The organism is Streptomyces coffeae (genome assembly GCF_016741875.1).
Lineage (GTDB): Bacteria > Actinomycetota > Actinomycetes > Streptomycetales > Streptomycetaceae > Streptomyces > Streptomyces coffeae.
This window is the reverse complement of sequence record NZ_JAERRF010000001.1, coordinates 532,185-546,980: the sequence shown is the minus strand read 5'-3', so window position 1 is coordinate 546,980 and position 14,796 is coordinate 532,185. Positions and strand designations below refer to the sequence as shown.

Genomic DNA, 14,796 nt, shown 5'->3' with positions numbered 1-14,796 from the left:
CACCATCAAGGGCCTGAGCGCCGAGGTCGGCGCCTCCCTCACCTCGGGCGCGGTCATCTGCGAGATCAAGGACTGATGCCCCGCGGAACGCCCGAGCGCCGCGGACCCGTTGACCGGGTCCGCGGCGCTCGTCGTTGGGTCAGTCGTGCTGTCAGCGGACCACGTCCTGCGGAAAGGTCAGCTGGCCGCTCATCCACCGCAGGGCCGGGGACAGCTCCCGCCGCCAGGTGCGGAAGTTGTGGCTGCCCTTGTCCAGGATGATCGACTCCGCCCGCATCGGCGCCTTGACCGCCCCCAGGAACTCCCGGGTCTGCCGGTAGTTGGGCTCGCCCTTCCGGCTGGAGGTGACCAGCACCGACACCTGCGGCCGGGGCAGGTTCCGCAACCGCCACAGCAGATCGTGCTCACGCTTACGGCGCTCGCCCGCCTCCCCGCGGCCGAAAAGATCGCCGGTGGTGGGGTCGTTGACCACCCGGTAGTCGGGCGAGAGGGCGGCCGCCGAGGAGTAGACCCGCGGATGGCGCATGGCCAGCTGGAGCGCGCAGGTGCCGCCGGAGGAGTAGCCCAGCACCCCCCAGGCGCTGGAGTCGTGGCCGACCCGGTAGTGGCCCCGAAGCGCCTCGGGCAGGTCCTTGGCGAAGAACGTCTCGGCCTTCTGCCCGCCGGGCACATCCACACACTCGGTGTCGCGCGGCGGGGCGATGGTGGGCCGGACCATCACGATGATCGCCGGCTGCATGGCCCCGCCGCGGATCAGCCGTCCGGCGGTCTGCGGCACCCGCAGATGCTGCGCCAGCAGGAAGGACCCACCGGGGTAGCCGCTGATCGTCACCACCACCGGGAAGCGCTGCCGGTCGTACGCGCGCTGGAAGTACTGCGGCGGCAGATAGACATACGCCGGGTTGGCCACCTGGCTGCGGCGGCCCAGCAGCCGCACCGACTCGACCTTCCCCACCCGGTCCGGCCGCCCCTCGGGCAGCCCGTGCACCCGGTCGAGACCCTGCGGCGGCGCGGGCTGCACCAGACCGCCCGAGACATCGGCTCGCTGTGCGCCACCGCCCTCCAGCTCGGACAGGGCCGCCGGGGCGGCGTCCTCCTCGCCCAGCAGCTCGGACCAGGAGCCGTAGAACTGGAAGTTGGCGTTGACGGCCAGGGCCAGCGCCGCCACGATCGCCGCTTGCGTCACCGCGATCGACCCGAGTCTGCCCAGCCAGGCTCGTACGCTCCGGCCCGCGAAGCGCGGCCACAGCCAGGCCGTGAGCGCGACGCAGAGCAGGGCGACGGCGATCGTCACATACTCGAGCGTTGGACTGGTCAGTTCCATTGCGATCTTCCACTCCCGCGCACCGCAACACACGGTGCTTTTGCCGAGATTGATGAGCGATGCGACGAACGGCGTTGCCTGGTACGGGAGTTGTTTGTGCTCCGTTCTCCCGGTCACACCTGCCGTTGGCCTCCCGGCCACCGTCCCGACATCCGGACGCAGCCGGTCCGACCGCTCATCCCGTGATGGCATGCTTGACCTACGGGCAGGTACGGCCACGGCAGGGAGGACCGCGATGGCGATCGAGACGGCCCCGGCGCAGACGCCACCGCGCCCCATGCGCGCCGACGCACGGCGCAACTACGAGCGGCTGCTCGCCGAGGCCCGTACGGCTTTCACCCAATCCGGCACCGATGCCTCGCTGGAGGACATCGCGCGCCGCGCGGGCGTCGGGATCGGCACCCTCTACCGCCACTTCCCCAACCGCACCGCGCTGATGGGCGCGGTCTTCCAGGGCGAGATCTGCGCCCTGCTGGCCCACTCCCGCGAGCTGGCCAAGGCCCCGCAGCCCTGTCACGCCCTGGTCGACTGGCTGCGCGCGATCGTCCACCACGCCAGCACCTACCGCGGTCTGGCCCAGGCCCTGATGGCCTGCTCGGCGGACGAGAGCTCGGAGCTGTCCCGCGGCTGCAATCTGCCGCTGCGCGAGGCGGGCAGCGAGCTGCTCGCCCGCGCCCAGCGGGCCGGGGCCGTACGGCCCGATGTGGTGATCGCCGACCTGATGCAGCTGACCAACGCCATCGCGCTCGCGGTGGAGCAGTCACCGGACGACCCCGAGCTGGTCGACCGGCTGCTGGCGCTGACCTTCACCGGTCTCAAGGCCCGCTGAGCCTCAGCGGCGGCGCGGCGCCAGATCCGCCACCCGGCCCGGCTGCTGCTCCGACAGCGGCACCGCGCTGCGCAGCGGGGGGCTGGGCGGATGCGGGTGGTTACGCCGCGGACCGGGCAGCGGCAGCCCCTCCTCACCGGCTCTGGGAGGAGGGCCCAGCCGCCCCGGGCGCCCCGGGCCACCGCCCTCACCGCCCGAGCCCGCCCCCGGTCCGGCCACGGAGATCTGCACCCCCTGGTCGGCCAGGGCCTGGAGCTCGGTCAGCGCCCGGTCGTCGTGGGCGGGCGGCTCATCGGTGACCAGCCGCGTGATCACATCGGTGGGCACCGTCTGGAACATGGTGTCGGTGCCCAGCTTGGTGTGGTCGGCGAGCACCACCACCTCCGCCGCGGCCTGGACCAGGGCCCGGTCCACGCTGGCCGAGAGCATGTTGGAGGTGGACAGCCCGCGCTCGGCCGTCAGCCCGCTGCCGGAGAGAAAGGCACGCGAGACCCTCAGCCCTTGCAGGGACTGCTCGGCACCGCTGCCGACCAGGGCGTAGTTGGAGCCGCGCAGGGTGCCGCCGGTCATCACGACCTCGACCCGGTTGGCATGCGCCAACGCCTGCGCGACCAGCAGGGAATTGGTGACCACGGTCAGCCCCGGCACCCGCGCGAGCCGGCGGGCCAGCTCCTGCGTGGTCGTACCGGCGCCGACCACGACGGCCTCGCCCTCGTCGACGAAACCGGCCGCGAGATCGGCGATCGCCGTCTTTTCCGCGGTCGCTAGATGGGATTTCTGCGGGAAGCCGGACTCCCTGGTGAAACCGCCCGGCAGCACCGCACCGCCGTGCCGGCGGTCGAGCAGTCCTTCTGCCTCCAGGGCCCGCACATCACGCCGGACGGTCACTTCGGAGGTCTGGACGACGCGGGCGAGCTCCCGGAGCGACACCGCTCCGTTCGCACGCACCATTTCAAGGATCAATTGGCGACGTTCTGCAGCGAACACGAAACTGACAGTAACGCCAACGACCGTCTGTTTTCAGCAGCTTGCACCAATTAGCAGAAGTTGTTCATCTGCGCGGCCAAGAGCTGCTATAAGGGGCCGACTACGCCTCGCCCTGCGTCTTGCGGGTGTGCAACTGCCGCGCCACCTCGGCGATCGAGCCGGACAGCGACGGGTAGACGGTGAAGGCCTTGGCGATCTGCTCAACCGTCAGATTGTTGTCCACCGCCAGCGAGATCGGGTGGATCAGCTCGCTCGCCCGCGGCGAGACCACCACACCGCCGACCACGATGCCGGTGCCCGGACGGCAGAAGATCTTCACAAAGCCGTCCCGGATGCCCTGCATCTTCGCCCGCGGGTTCCGCAGCAGCGGCAGCTTCACCACCCGGGCGTCGATCTTCCCCGCGTCCACGTCCGCCTGGGAGTAGCCGACCGTGGCGATCTCGGGGTCGGTGAACACATTGGCCGAGACCGTCTTCAGGTTCAGCGGAGTGACCGCGTCCCCCAGGAAGTGGTACATCGCGATCCGGCCCTGCATGGCCGCCACGGACGCCAGCGCCAGCACCCCGGTGCAGTCACCGGCCGCGTAGACACCCGGAGCGCTGGTCCGCGACACCTTGTCGGTCTTGATGTGACCGGACTCCTTGAGCCGGACCCCGGCCTCCTCCAGGCCCATGTCGGCCGTGTTCGGGATCGACCCGACCGCCATCAGACAGTGGCTGCCGGTGATGACCCGCCCGTCCGCGAGCGTGACCTCCACCCGGTCCCCCACCCGTCCCTCCTTGCCCGCCTTCGGCGAGGAGGGTCCCTGTGCCGATGCAGGTCCGGGGACACGCTTCACCGCCGCTGCCCGCGAGCGCGACATCACGTTCATCCCCCGGCGCCGGAAGACGTCCTCCAGCACCGCCGCCGCGTCCGGGTCCTCACCCGGCAGCACCCGGTCCCGGCTGGAGACCAGCGTGACCTTCGAGCCCAGCGCCTGGTACGCCCCGGCGAACTCGGCACCGGTGACACCGGATCCGACCACGATCAGCTCCTCCGGGAGCTCGTCCAGGTCGTACACCTGCGTCCAGTTCAGGATCCGCTCACCGTCCGGCTGCGCGTCCGGGATCTCCCGCGGATGGGCACCGGTCGAGATCAGCACCGCGTCCGCGACCAGCGTCTCCTCGGAGCCGTCCACGGCCCGGACGACGACCCGCCGCGACCCGTCCAGCGACTGCGCCGGCTCCAGCCGCCCGCGCCCGCGCATCACCCGCCCGCCCGCGCGCGTGACAGACGCCGTGATGTCATGCGACTGCGCCAGCGCGAGCCGCTTCACCCGGCGGTTGACCTTGCCCAGGTCCACCCCGACGACCCGGGCCGCCTGCTCCAGCGGCGGGGTGTCATCGGCCACGATGATCCCCAACTCCTCGTACGAAGAGTCGAACGTGGTCATCACCTCTGCGGTGGCGATGAGCGTCTTCGACGGCACGCAGTCGGTGAGCACCGACGCCCCGCCCAAGCCGTCGCAGTCGACGACCGTCACATCCGCGCCGAGCTGGGCAGCGACCAGCGCCGCCTCATAGCCGCCGGGTCCGCCACCTATGATCACGATCCGAGTCACATGCTCCATTGTCCCGCACCCGCTCGCCCGGCCACCCCGGGGGTAGGACACCCCTCTCCCGTACCCTCTGATCCATGTCGCTCTACGCCGCGTACGCCGGCAACCTCGACGCGCGGCTGATGTCCCGCCGCGCACCGCACTCGCCGCTGCGCGGCACCGGCTGGATCACCGGCTGGCGTCTCACCTTCGGCGGCGAGCAGATGGGCTGGGAGGGCGCTCTCGCGACCATCGTGGAGGCCCCGCGCTCCCAGGTCTTCGTCGCCCTCTACGACATCGCCCCCATGGACGAGGACTCCATGGACCGCTGGGAGGGCGTCGGCCTCGACATATACCGTCGTATGCGGATGCGCGTCCACACGCTGGACGGCGAGGAACCCGCCTGGCTCTACGTCCTCAACGGCTATGAGGGCGGCCTCCCCTCGGCCCGCTACCTCGGCGAGATCGCCGATGCCGCCGAGTCCGCCGGGGCACCCCACGACTACGTCATGGAGCTGCGCAAGCGCCCCTGCTAGCCGGGCGCGCGAATCACAATCCGAACACCGCGGCCGATTACGTCTACGCGCGTAGGCAGTAAGCGGCTACTCTCGACCGCGTGAACGCATCAGTTACTTGGGACAGCCAGGGCGACCCCCACGCCGCCGCCGACGCCGCCGCCGCGCGCCTGCGCGAGCTGACCGGCGCGGAGACCCACGACGTCGCCCTGGTCCTGGGCTCCGGCTGGGTCCCCGCCACCGACGCACTCGGAACGCCGGAGCACGAGTTCCCCGTCACCGAGCTGCCCGCCTTTCCGCCGCCCGCCGTCGAGGGGCACGCGGGCACGATCCGCTCGTACAAGATCGACAACAAGCGGGTTCTGGTCTTCCTCGGCCGCACACACTTCTACGAGGGCCGCGGTGTCGCCGCCGTCGCGCACGGCGTCCGCACCGCCGTCGCCGCCGGCTGCAAGACCGTCGTCCTCACCAACGGCTGCGGCGGCCTCCGCGAGGGCATGCGCCCCGGCCAGCCCGTACTGATCAGCGACCACATCAACCTCACCGCCACCTCCCCGATCGTCGGCGCCAACTTCGTCGATCTCACGGACCTGTACTCCCCCCGGCTGCGCGCGCTCTGCCAGCAGATCGACCCCACCCTCGAAGAGGGCGTCTACGCGCAGTTCCCCGGCCCGCACTACGAGACCCCGGCCGAGATCCGCATGGCCCGCACCATCGGCGCGGACCTCGTCGGCATGTCCACCACCCTCGAGGCGATCGCCGCCCGTGAGGCGGGCGCGGAGGTCCTGGGCATCTCCCTGGTCACCAACCTCGCGGCGGGCATGACGGGCGAACCCCTCAACCACGAGGAGGTCCTCCAGGCGGGCCGCGACTCCGCCGCCCGTATGGGCAGCCTCCTGGCCAAGGTCCTCGACCGCGTGTGACCTCGCCGGTCGGGCGACCGGACCACGGGCCCCGGGCCGTGCACGGGTGTCACCTGGCCTCGGCCGGGTGACCCCCGGCGCGGCCGGGGCGGCTGGGGCCGGAGCGGCGGGCACCTGCGGAGCCACGGCCGGGGCCGGCGGGGCCCGACGGGTCCGCCGCCTCTCGCGGGCCGACAGGGCGCAGCCGCCACCGGGGACCCGCAGCCCGGCGTCAGCCCGCCTCCGGCGGGTACTCACGGATCAGCCAACTGAACAGCGCGAAGGCGCGCGGTCCGATCTGTCTCAGGGGTACGTCCCCGTGGGGTATGCCCCGCCGGGGGCACCAACGAGTGCGCCCCACCGGGGCCGTCCCGGCGACGCACGCCAAGGCCCTGCGGGCCCGGGGGGGCACGACCGCCGGTACAGCTACGCGGTTGCGCCCCGGACAGGGTCCACCAGCCGGAGGGGCACGCGTACCGCCGGGGCAGCGCGCTCAGGACGGAAAGCCCATCAGGATGAGGACCACTGACCGGACGGAGGCCAACCGCCCCTCCACATCCCGGACGGACGGCCCCGCCGGGCCCCGGACCCACCGGCCACCGGAGGGGCAGCCGCCGACGAGGCGGGAGGGGACGGGGGCGCAGGGGTGGGGTCCTGGACGCTCTCGTGCTATTTGTGGCGCCGATCTCCGGCCGGCACAACGTCCGAGGGCACCGGCGCCAAAAATAGACGGTCCAGGCCCCATCCCGGAGCCCCCGGACCCGCACCCGACAACGAACCCACCGCGCACCCACCGCTAACCCACCGCGCACCCACCACAACCCCACACCCAGCCACCCCCAGGAGACCTCATGGAGCCCGACCTCATCGCCCAGGCCCGCACGTGGCTCGCCGAGGACCCCGACCCCGACACCCGCGCCGAGCTCAGCGAACTCCTGCGCGCCGAGGCACTCGACGAGATCGCCGACCGCTTCTCCGGCACCCTCCAGTTCGGCACCGCCGGCCTCCGCGGTGAACTCGGCGCGGGCCCCATGCGCATGAACCGCACCGTTGTCATCCGCGCCGCCGCGGGCCTCGCCGCGTACCTCACGCACCAGAAGACAGCCGGCGAAGCCGCTCCACTCGTTGTCATCGGCTACGACGCCCGCTACAAGAGCGCCGACTTCGCCCGCGACACCGCCGCCGTCATGACCGGCGCCGGCTTCCGCGCCGCCCTGCTCCCCCGCCCCCTCCCCACCCCCGTCCTGGCCTTCGCCATCCGCCACCTCGGCGCCGTCGCGGGCATCGAGGTCACCGCGAGCCACAACCCGCCCCGCGACAACGGCTACAAGGTCTACCTCGGCGACGGCTCCCAGATCGTTCCGCCCGCCGACGCCGACATCGCCGCCGAGATCGCCGCGATCGGCAGCCTCGACGACGTCCCACGCCCGGACACCGGCTGGGAGACGCTGGACGACGACGTCCTGGACGCGTACCTCACCCGCGCCGAGGCCGTCCTCACCCCCGCCACCCCCCGCACCGCCCGCATCGTCTACACCCCGATGCACGGCGTCGGCCGCGACACCCTCACCGCCGCCTTCGCCCGCGCGGGCTTCCCGGCCCCGGTCGTCGTCGCCGCACAGGCCGACCCCGACCCGGCGTTCCCGACCGTCGCGTTCCCGAACCCGGAGGAGCCGGGCGCGATGGACCTGGCGTTCGCCACGGCCCGCGAGCTCGGCGCCGCCACCGACCCCGCCTCCGGCCCCGACGCGGTCGACATCGTCATCGCCAACGACCCCGACGCCGACCGCTGCGCGGTGGCCGTACCGACCCCCGCCGGGGACTGGCGGATGCTGCGCGGCGACGAGGTCGGCGCGCTGCTCGCCACGCACCTGGTACACAAGCGCGCCCGCGGCACCTTCGCGACGACGATCGTCTCCTCCTCCCTCCTCGCCCGGATCGCGGCCGCCGCGGACCTGCCGTACGCCGAGACGCTGACCGGCTTCAAGTGGCTCGCGCGCGTGGACGGGCTGCGCTACGCCTTCGAAGAGGCGCTCGGCTACTGCGTGGACCCGGACGGCGTCCGCGACAAGGACGGCATCACGGCCGCGCTGCTGATCGCGGAGCTGACGTCGGAGCTGAAGGAGCAGGGCCGCACCCTCTCCGACCTTCTGGACGACATCGCGCTCGCGCACGGTCTGCACGCGACCGACCAGCTGTCGGCGCGCGTGGAGGACCTCTCCCTGATCGGCACGGCGATGAAGCGACTGCGCGAACAGCCGCCGACCGAGCTGGCGGGCCTGGCCGTGACCGCGGCGGACGATCTGTCCCGGGGCACGGAGACGCTGCCGCCGACGGACGGTCTGCGCTACTACCTGGCCGGGAACGGAACGATCCGCTCGGCCCGGGTGATCGTCCGGCCGAGCGGCACCGAGCCGAAGCTGAAGTGCTACCTGGAGGTGGTCGTGGACGTCCCGGGCGCGGACGCCCTGGACACGGCCCGTACGACGGCCGAGACGGCGCTGGCGTCACTCAAAACGGACCTCGCGACAGCGGCGGGCATCTGACAACGAACTCAACGAACTCTGACCACAGCCAAGGGCGGCCGCCCCAGCGGCCGCCCACGCCAGAGTGAGGTGCTTATAGGCACCCGGTCGCTTCCCGGTCCTGTTTCCGTTCTTCGGCGCGGGTGTGGATGATCTGTTCAAGCTGGACCATGTACAGCTCGACTTGTCCGGGCTTCATGACGAGGCGGGTGGGTTCGGTATGGCCGTCGCGGTGGTGGACGGTCACAGGCAAGACGGCTTGTTCGGCGTGATGGTCGTAGCGGGCGTCGTGCCGGTCGATGGTGATGTGTGAGATCACAGGGGTGGTATTCCGTTCGGTCGTTCGTGGTGGCGGGGGGTGTTCGGGGGTGGCTCCGGCCATCTGCCACGGGGGAGCTCAGCGACCGGGGCCCGGGGGCCATCCGGCCCCGGGCCCCGGGGCAAGAGGCTCGGGGCGGACGGCCGCCTCAGGACCGCTTGAAGCGTTCGGAGTTGTTGTGGTCGCGGTGGCGGGGGCACTGGCACGGCGGCCATGCCTGTCCCAATGAGTAAGCGTCGCTGCTCTCCCCGGCGAGGACGGCCACGATCGCGCGGCGGGCGGTGACGATCCCATCGTGCGCCATGGTGTAGACGCGCATCGTCATCTTCGGCCGCTCGTCCCGACCGGGCTGGCTATCGGCGGCCATCAGCGGCCTCCCTCTCCCTTGACCGGCGCGAGGAGCTGGAGCAGGCTGCGCAGGCTCCGTTTCACCGCGCCGAGGTGGTAGGCCAGTTCTTCCGGGGTGGCGGCGGCCAGGTCGAGGGCTTCGGCTCCTGCGAGGGTCTGTCCAGCGACGATCACGACCGCGTGTTCCAGACCTTCGCGGGTGGGCTTTCCGGCCGCGATACACGCGGGGCACAGGCCCGAACGCGGCACGGCGGGGTTGTGGGGCCCGAAGTCGCCGGGGGTGGCGCACAGAGCGCACCAGGGGGAGAGGACGAGTGTGGTCCGCCCGTCGGCGGTCACCGGATCACCACCATCCCGTGCGGCGCACACAGCAACTCCACTCGTGGGCGGCTCTTTTGCCGCTGTTCGTGTGCGACGACGTGGGGCCTGACCATGTCCGCCCCGTGGCCGTCCGGCGGACCTGAGATCGGGCGGAACTGAACGGTGGAGCCGTTCACACACTCCGCCACCATGGGCCACGCGGGCACGTCGGGAACCTGCGCCGTGCGCATCGTCGGTGTGTTCTGGTGCTGCACTGCGGGGCGGCCGTCGGCAGTGTCGGCCGCACGATGACGACCGGACGACGGCAACCACAGCCGTAGCAGCGCTTCGAAGATCCACGCGATAGCGTGGGCCATGTTCATCAACCTCCCAGGGGTTGAGGGGCCATGCCCCCGGGCCGGTCGCACGGTCGCGGGGGTCTGTTGTGGGCGGAAGCTCCATCGAATCGTTCGGGTTGGACCTGGGAGAGGAGCCGCGTAGGGGGCCAGGGAGGGGCCACACTGGAGTGGAGAGGGGGCCAGCGGATGACGGAGGAACGGCGACGGCACTTCGGCGCGTACTTGGCACGTCTGCGGCGCGATGCCCATAAGAGTCAGCGGCAGCTTGCCGCCATGCTGTGCGCCGTCTCGGGCACACATTCACTCACGCGGAACGAGGTTTCCCGCTGGGAGCGCGGAGAGCGCATCCCGGAATCCTGGCTCCTGTTCATCGCGGAGGTCCTGGGGGTTCCTGTCGGGGAACTGGAGCGGGCTGCTGCTTACGCCCGGGGCGAGTTGGAGGGGCCACCGTTCGGGGCCGCCGTGGTCCTCTCTGAGCTGATCCCGCCGGGCGACTCGCTCACCCCACACGCCACGCGGACGGGCCGCCGCATCGGCAGCGGCGAAGTGGCGAGCCTCGCCGCCCGCGTGCACGGCCTCCGGCTTGCTGACGACGTACTGGCCGGGGGCGACCTTATGGCGCCCGCGTTCCGGGAACTGAGCAAAGCGATTCGGCTGTACCACGAGAGCACGCACACGGAAGCAGTCGGCAGCGCGCTCCTGACCCAGGTTGGTGAACTGGCCCAGATCGCCGGTTGGATCGCCAGCGATGCCGGGCGACACGAGCAGGCCGAACGTGCGTACCGCATAGGGATCGAAGCAGCGCGCCAGGCGGGTGACGGCCCGTTGGTCGCGAACCTCGCGGGGAGCCTCGCCTACCAACTCAGCAACACCGGACAAGAGCGCGCGGGCCTCGATCTCGCTCGCGCCGCTCTGGAGGAAGCCGGGCCGGGCGCCCCGCCCAAGACGCGTGCGCTGTTCTTCGACCGTGTGGCGTGGGCACACACCCGGGCCCAAGAGGCGCAGCCCGCCATGCAGGCGCTCGGGCAGGCGCACGACACGCTGACCGAAGCCGACGACGATGAGGCGCCTCAGTGGGCGTATTGGGTGAGCAGAGAAGAGCTGGAGGTGATGGATGCCCGGGTCTTCACCGAGCTTCACCGCCCGTTGCGCGCAGTTCCGCTGCTGACCGACGTTCTCAGACGGTACGACGCCACGCACGCGCGCGAAGTCGCCTTGTACCGCTCATGGCTCGCCGTCGCGCTTGCCGACGCCAACGAGCCGGAGCAAGCAGCCAGGGAAGCCCGACGCGTCATCTCCGCGTCCGTCGACATAGCGAGCGACCGAACCGCATCGCGGGCCCGTGACGTACTCCGGAGGCTCCAGGATTTCGAGGAAGTACCCGAGGTGGGCAACCTGCTTCACGATCACGGGCATCTGCTCAGCGCGTAAAGACCCGGCCGTCGTTGTGTCGGCACGCTGCCGCCCCGCCCGCGCCCGGTGCCGCTCTGATCTGCGACGGCTGACGCTGAGTGACGTCGTGTCTCCTGACCCTTGACAGAAGGAGTCACCTGATGACCACGACGATTGATCACCGGATCGAGACCCTGGGCAGTGTGTCGCTTGCCGTGGCCGACGGCAGACGGCCCGCGTACCGCCTGGCGGTTACGCGGACCGTCGTCCTGTTACCGGTTGACCCTGTGTGCTCTGGCGGCCGGTCAGTCGGTGGGCGGGGTCCAGTCGGCGGGCAGGCCGGACTGGGAGAGGACCGTGGCGAGGCTGTAGCGGTCCTCGTCGGAGGTGATCAGGCAGTGGTTCTTGTCGAGGTCGAGGAGGGTGGTCATCGGCACGGCGAACGGCTTGGGCGCGCCCTTGAGGTGGCCCGCGTAGATGGCCTTGACGGTGATGCGGTCGCCGTCGCGGTGGGTGGCGCGCACGGTGACGTGGACGTTGTCGATGGTGTTGTCGGCGCGGGCCTTCCACCCGGAGATCTCCTGGCGGCCATGGAAGGCGACGCCCAAGCCCTCGTCGGTGTAGGTGCCGTCGGTGGTGAACAGGGCGCCGAGCGCCTGGGGGTCGGTGCCGTTCCAGGCGCGCGCCCACTCGTTGACGATCCTCGGCGGGCGCCGTTCGGCGTCCTGCGCGGCGTGGGCGGTGGTGGTGGCGGTGGCACACAGGGCCGCGGCGGCGGTCAGCATGGTCACGGCACGGGGCAGGCGGGACGTCACGGTGATGCTCCTTCGGGTGTGGTGGTGATGCACGTGCGGACGCGACCGGGGGTGGACGGCATCCCGGGGATGGCGCGTGTCAGGGGCAGAGTGTCAGGACGACTTTCCCGACGCCGGCGGTGCCGGGTTCGGCCAGGCGCGGGCTTCAGCGGCCCAGGTGAGCGGCAGGGCCGCTCCCGGCCGAGGGGATCGGCGCGCTGCCTGATCCGTCCGCGTGCGTGCAACGTTCATGGCGCACAGACTCGTGTCAGATGGTGTCCACATTCCAGGCCCGACAGAGGCGGGGCCTGTCCAGTGCTGTCCGCACGTGTCCACCCGGTCCACGGGCGCTCTGCGCGCAGGGCCGGTACCCACCACACCATGCCGTAACGAGCGGTCGGCGCTCTCAACACGACGCACCGCTCAACCTCGAAGACCCGGCCAGGCACCGTCGGGTCCTACGGCGCGAGCTACGAACAGATGGGCGCCGTGTGGGGCATCACCCGGCAAGGCGCCCGCAAGAAGTGGCCCGCAGCCGTCAGCCGCCCGGCGGCCACAGCGGCGCGGACGAGCGGCGCACTCGAGCTGAGCGGCGGGACGGCCGAACTGACGCAGGAGCCCTCATCCTGCGGCTGGCGGTGGACCGGCACAGGCGCGGACGGAACGCATGGGGCGGCCGACGCCGACACCTGGTACGCGACGAAGGAGAAGGCCGCAGCAGCCCATGCGGGGGCTTTCCTGAAGGAGCACGCCCTCAACCTGGCCTAGATGGCCAGCATGATCACCAGCAATACGGCCCCCGCCACCGTCGGCGCGATGACCTCGAACGCCCAGCGGACCTCCGGCGCCCCCTGCGCACCGGCCCGCGACGCCTGGATCTCGGCCATCTCGCGCAGATCGCCGATCGCCGCGTCGGAGGGCGCGCGCCGGTCCGCGTCGGTGTCGACCGCGATATGGGCGGAGGTACGGCCGTAGGGGTCCGAAGCGGCGGACCGGGCCTGCTGCCGCGCGGCCCGCTTGCGCTGCCGCAGCGAGACGGGGATCGCCCACAGCTGGTACTTGGCCCCGGCGGCCAGCACCTCGCTGGTGTAGCCCGCGCGCACTCCGTCGACCGAGGCCCACGGCAGGGTGATGGTGCGGAAGGGGTTGCGGACCAGCAGCCGGTCCGCGCCCGCGTACACCGCGGGGCGCACCGTGAAGGCGATGACAACCGGCACCGCGAACAGCAGCCCGGCCAGAGCCAGCCACGGTGTCCGCCCCTCACCCCGGATGATCGCGTCGATGCCGAGCCAGGCGCCGAGCCCGAGCAGCAGCACACCACCGGCGATACCGGCCGGGGACCGGTAGACACGGTCGGCGAAGGTGCTCTCCTGGCTGTCGTCCGCGGACAGCGAGGCGGAGTCGGAGGCCGCATCACGGGCGGAGTCAGGGCCTGAGTCAGGGGCTGAGTCATCCGGGCTCGTCATGGGGCCGATTCTGCACCACGCCCCCGCGACAATGGATCCGGGAGCCGAAGACCGACCCATCCCGGCCCCGGGCCCAAGAGCCCCCACCCGGGGGGTGACATCTGCTACGCGCGTAGATATGCTCAGCTGGTGACCATGCCCACCACAGTTCCCGCATACGGCAAAGAGGCCGCGGAGCGACTCGCGTCCATGGCGGACGTGACCGCCTCGGACGGCGCGCTGCGCCGCTTCCTGCACGGCCTGCCGGGCGTCGACGCGGTCGGCCTCCAGGCCCGTGCCGCGACCCTCGGCACCCGCTCGATCAAGACCACGGCGAAGGCATACGCCATCGACCTGGCGATCTCGATGATCGATCTGACAACCCTGGAGGGCGCGGACACCCCGGGCAAGGTCCGGGCGCTGTGCGCGAAGGGGGCCAACCCCGACCCCACGGACCGTACGGTCCCCAAGGTCGCGGCGATCTGCGTCTACGGCGACATGGTGGCGACCGCCAAGGAGGCGCTGGCCTCCGCCGGTGGGAGCGACATCCACGTCGCCGCCGTCGCCACCGCCTTCCCCTCCGGCCGCGCCGCGATGCCGGTGAAGCTGGCCGACACCCGGGACGCGGTGGCCGCCGGGGCGGACGAGATCGACATGGTGATCGACCGCGGTGCCTTCCTCTCCGGCCGCTATCTGGAGGTCTTCGAGGAGATCAAGCAGGTGAAGGAGGCGTGCGCCCGGCCGGACGGCGGCGCCGCCCACCTCAAGGTCATCTTCGAGACCGGTGAACTCCAGACGTACGACAACGTACGCCGCGCGTCCTGGCTGGCGATGCTCGCCGGGGCCGACTTCATCAAGACCTCCACCGGCAAGGTGGCGGTGAACGCGACCCCGCCGGTCACCCTCCTCATGCTCGAGGCGGTGCGCGACTTCCGCGCCACGACCGGGGTGCAGGTGGGCGTCAAGCCCGCGGGCGGTATCCGCACCTCCAAGGACGCCATCAAGTACCTGGTGATGGTCAACGAGACGCTGGGCGAGGAGTGGCTGACGGCCGACTGGTTCCGCTTCGGCGCCTCCAGTCTGCTCAACGATCTGCTGATGCAGCGCCAGAAGCTCCGCACCGGCCACTACTCCGGTCCCGACTACGTGACGGTGGACTGAGACACCCATGGCATCCACGA

At 71.4% G+C, this 14,796-nt stretch carries 16 protein-coding genes; 8 read left to right on the top strand and 8 right to left on the bottom strand.

Annotated elements, in window-relative coordinates; all coding sequences use genetic code 11:
* Positions 1-151: 151 nt before the first annotated feature.
* Positions 152-1,324: an alpha/beta hydrolase gene (locus JK363_RS02455; protein WP_201870822.1), complete on the bottom strand. Its 1,173-nt coding sequence runs from the start codon at positions 1,322-1,324 to the stop codon at positions 152-154.
* 235 nt (positions 1,325-1,559) lie between these two features.
* On the opposite strand from JK363_RS02455, the gene JK363_RS02450 reads away from it, so the two are divergent.
* Complete coding sequence (locus JK363_RS02450; RefSeq protein ID WP_201870820.1) at positions 1,560-2,153, top strand: TetR/AcrR family transcriptional regulator; 594 nt, start codon at positions 1,560-1,562, stop codon at positions 2,151-2,153.
* 3 nt (positions 2,154-2,156) lie between these two features.
* Here JK363_RS02450 and JK363_RS02445 read toward each other — a convergent pair whose 3' ends face one another.
* Both JK363_RS02445 and JK363_RS02440 read right to left on the bottom strand, forming a co-directional pair.
* Positions 2,157-3,104, bottom strand: a complete 948-nt coding sequence (locus JK363_RS02445; protein ID WP_236075482.1) for a DeoR/GlpR family DNA-binding transcription regulator — start codon at positions 3,102-3,104, stop codon at positions 2,157-2,159.
* A 136-nt stretch (positions 3,105-3,240) separates the two neighbouring features.
* Complete coding sequence (locus tag JK363_RS02440; protein WP_307821550.1) at positions 3,241-4,791, bottom strand: NAD(P)H-quinone dehydrogenase; 1,551 nt, start codon at positions 4,789-4,791, stop codon at positions 3,241-3,243.
* Positions 4,792-4,814: 23 nt separating this feature from the next.
* On the opposite strand from JK363_RS02440, the gene JK363_RS02435 reads away from it, so the two are divergent.
* The 4 genes from JK363_RS02435 (at position 4,815) to JK363_RS02420 (ending at position 8,971) form a co-directional block, all read left to right on the top strand.
* Positions 4,815-5,252: a gamma-glutamylcyclotransferase family protein gene (locus tag JK363_RS02435; RefSeq protein WP_201870814.1), complete on the top strand. Its 438-nt coding sequence runs from the start codon at positions 4,815-4,817 to the stop codon at positions 5,250-5,252.
* Positions 5,253-5,332: 80 nt separating this feature from the next.
* Entirely contained in the window at positions 5,333-6,154 is an 822-nt protein-coding gene (locus JK363_RS02430) for a purine-nucleoside phosphorylase (protein ID WP_201870813.1), read from the top strand.
* Between the two features lie 830 nt (positions 6,155-6,984).
* Complete coding sequence (locus JK363_RS02425) at positions 6,985-8,679, top strand: phospho-sugar mutase (RefSeq protein ID WP_201870811.1); 1,695 nt, start codon at positions 6,985-6,987, stop codon at positions 8,677-8,679.
* Positions 8,680-8,803: 124 nt separating this feature from the next.
* Positions 8,804-8,971: a hypothetical protein gene (locus JK363_RS02420; RefSeq protein ID WP_201870810.1), complete on the top strand. Its 168-nt coding sequence runs from the start codon at positions 8,804-8,806 to the stop codon at positions 8,969-8,971.
* Between the two features lie 154 nt (positions 8,972-9,125).
* Here the strand turns inward: JK363_RS02420 and JK363_RS02415 are convergent, their stop codons facing one another.
* The 3 genes from JK363_RS02415 to JK363_RS02405 are packed head-to-tail and all read right to left on the bottom strand — an operon-like array spanning position 9,126 to position 10,008.
* Positions 9,126-9,344, bottom strand: a complete 219-nt coding sequence (locus JK363_RS02415) for a hypothetical protein (protein WP_201870808.1) — start codon at positions 9,342-9,344, stop codon at positions 9,126-9,128.
* Complete coding sequence (locus tag JK363_RS02410) at positions 9,344-9,664, bottom strand: hypothetical protein (RefSeq protein ID WP_201870955.1); 321 nt, start codon at positions 9,662-9,664, stop codon at positions 9,344-9,346. Before JK363_RS02410 ends, JK363_RS02415 begins: the two co-directional genes overlap by 1 nt.
* Positions 9,661-10,008, bottom strand: coding sequence for a hypothetical protein (locus tag JK363_RS02405; protein ID WP_201870806.1), 348 nt, complete (start codon positions 10,006-10,008; stop codon positions 9,661-9,663). Before JK363_RS02405 ends, JK363_RS02410 begins: the two co-directional genes overlap by 4 nt.
* 162 nt (positions 10,009-10,170) lie before the next feature.
* Here JK363_RS02405 and JK363_RS02400 point away from each other — a divergent pair, with 162 nt between their 5' ends.
* Complete coding sequence (locus tag JK363_RS02400; RefSeq protein ID WP_201870805.1) at positions 10,171-11,415, top strand: helix-turn-helix domain-containing protein; 1,245 nt, start codon at positions 10,171-10,173, stop codon at positions 11,413-11,415.
* A 266-nt stretch (positions 11,416-11,681) separates the two neighbouring features.
* Here the strand turns inward: JK363_RS02400 and JK363_RS02395 are convergent, their stop codons facing one another.
* Entirely contained in the window at positions 11,682-12,191 is a 510-nt protein-coding gene (locus JK363_RS02395) for a nuclear transport factor 2 family protein (RefSeq protein ID WP_201870803.1), read from the bottom strand.
* Between the two features lie 459 nt (positions 12,192-12,650).
* Between JK363_RS02395 and JK363_RS02390 the strand changes: the two genes are divergently transcribed.
* Entirely contained in the window at positions 12,651-12,938 is a 288-nt protein-coding gene (locus JK363_RS02390; protein ID WP_236075481.1) for a hypothetical protein, read from the top strand.
* Here the strand turns inward: JK363_RS02390 and JK363_RS02385 are convergent.
* Positions 12,935-13,636, bottom strand: coding sequence for a PH domain-containing protein (locus JK363_RS02385; protein ID WP_201870801.1), 702 nt, complete (start codon positions 13,634-13,636; stop codon positions 12,935-12,937). The genes JK363_RS02390 and JK363_RS02385 overlap by 4 nt on opposite strands.
* Before the next feature lie 135 nt (positions 13,637-13,771).
* Here JK363_RS02385 and deoC point away from each other — a divergent pair, with 135 nt between their 5' ends.
* The gene (gene deoC, locus JK363_RS02380; RefSeq protein ID WP_201870951.1) at positions 13,772-14,776 is read left to right on the top strand and encodes a deoxyribose-phosphate aldolase; all 1,005 of its coding nucleotides are present in this window, start codon (positions 13,772-13,774) and stop codon (positions 14,774-14,776) included.
* Positions 14,777-14,796: the final 20 nt, after the last annotated feature.

Excerpts from the sequence above, each read along its gene's own strand:
- JK363_RS02455 (WP_201870822.1), bottom strand. The coding sequence starts at position 1,324 with ATGGAACTGACCAGTCCAACGCTCGAGTATGTGACGATCGCCGTCGCC.
- JK363_RS02450 (WP_201870820.1), top strand. The coding sequence starts at position 1,560 with ATGGCGATCGAGACGGCCCCGGCGCAGACGCCACCGCGCCCCATGCGC.
- JK363_RS02445 (WP_236075482.1), bottom strand. The coding sequence starts at position 3,104 with ATGGTGCGTGCGAACGGAGCGGTGTCGCTCCGGGAGCTCGCCCGCGTC.
- JK363_RS02435 (WP_201870814.1), top strand. The coding sequence starts at position 4,815 with ATGTCGCTCTACGCCGCGTACGCCGGCAACCTCGACGCGCGGCTGATG.
- JK363_RS02425 (WP_201870811.1), top strand. The coding sequence starts at position 6,985 with ATGGAGCCCGACCTCATCGCCCAGGCCCGCACGTGGCTCGCCGAGGAC.
- JK363_RS02415 (WP_201870808.1), bottom strand. The coding sequence starts at position 9,344 with ATGGCCGCCGATAGCCAGCCCGGTCGGGACGAGCGGCCGAAGATGACG.
- JK363_RS02405 (WP_201870806.1), bottom strand. The coding sequence starts at position 10,008 with ATGAACATGGCCCACGCTATCGCGTGGATCTTCGAAGCGCTGCTACGG.
- JK363_RS02400 (WP_201870805.1), top strand. The coding sequence starts at position 10,171 with ATGACGGAGGAACGGCGACGGCACTTCGGCGCGTACTTGGCACGTCTG.
- JK363_RS02390 (WP_236075481.1), top strand. The coding sequence starts at position 12,651 with ATGGGCGCCGTGTGGGGCATCACCCGGCAAGGCGCCCGCAAGAAGTGG.
- JK363_RS02385 (WP_201870801.1), bottom strand. The coding sequence starts at position 13,636 with ATGACGAGCCCGGATGACTCAGCCCCTGACTCAGGCCCTGACTCCGCC.
- deoC (WP_201870951.1), top strand. The coding sequence starts at position 13,772 with ATGCCCACCACAGTTCCCGCATACGGCAAAGAGGCCGCGGAGCGACTC.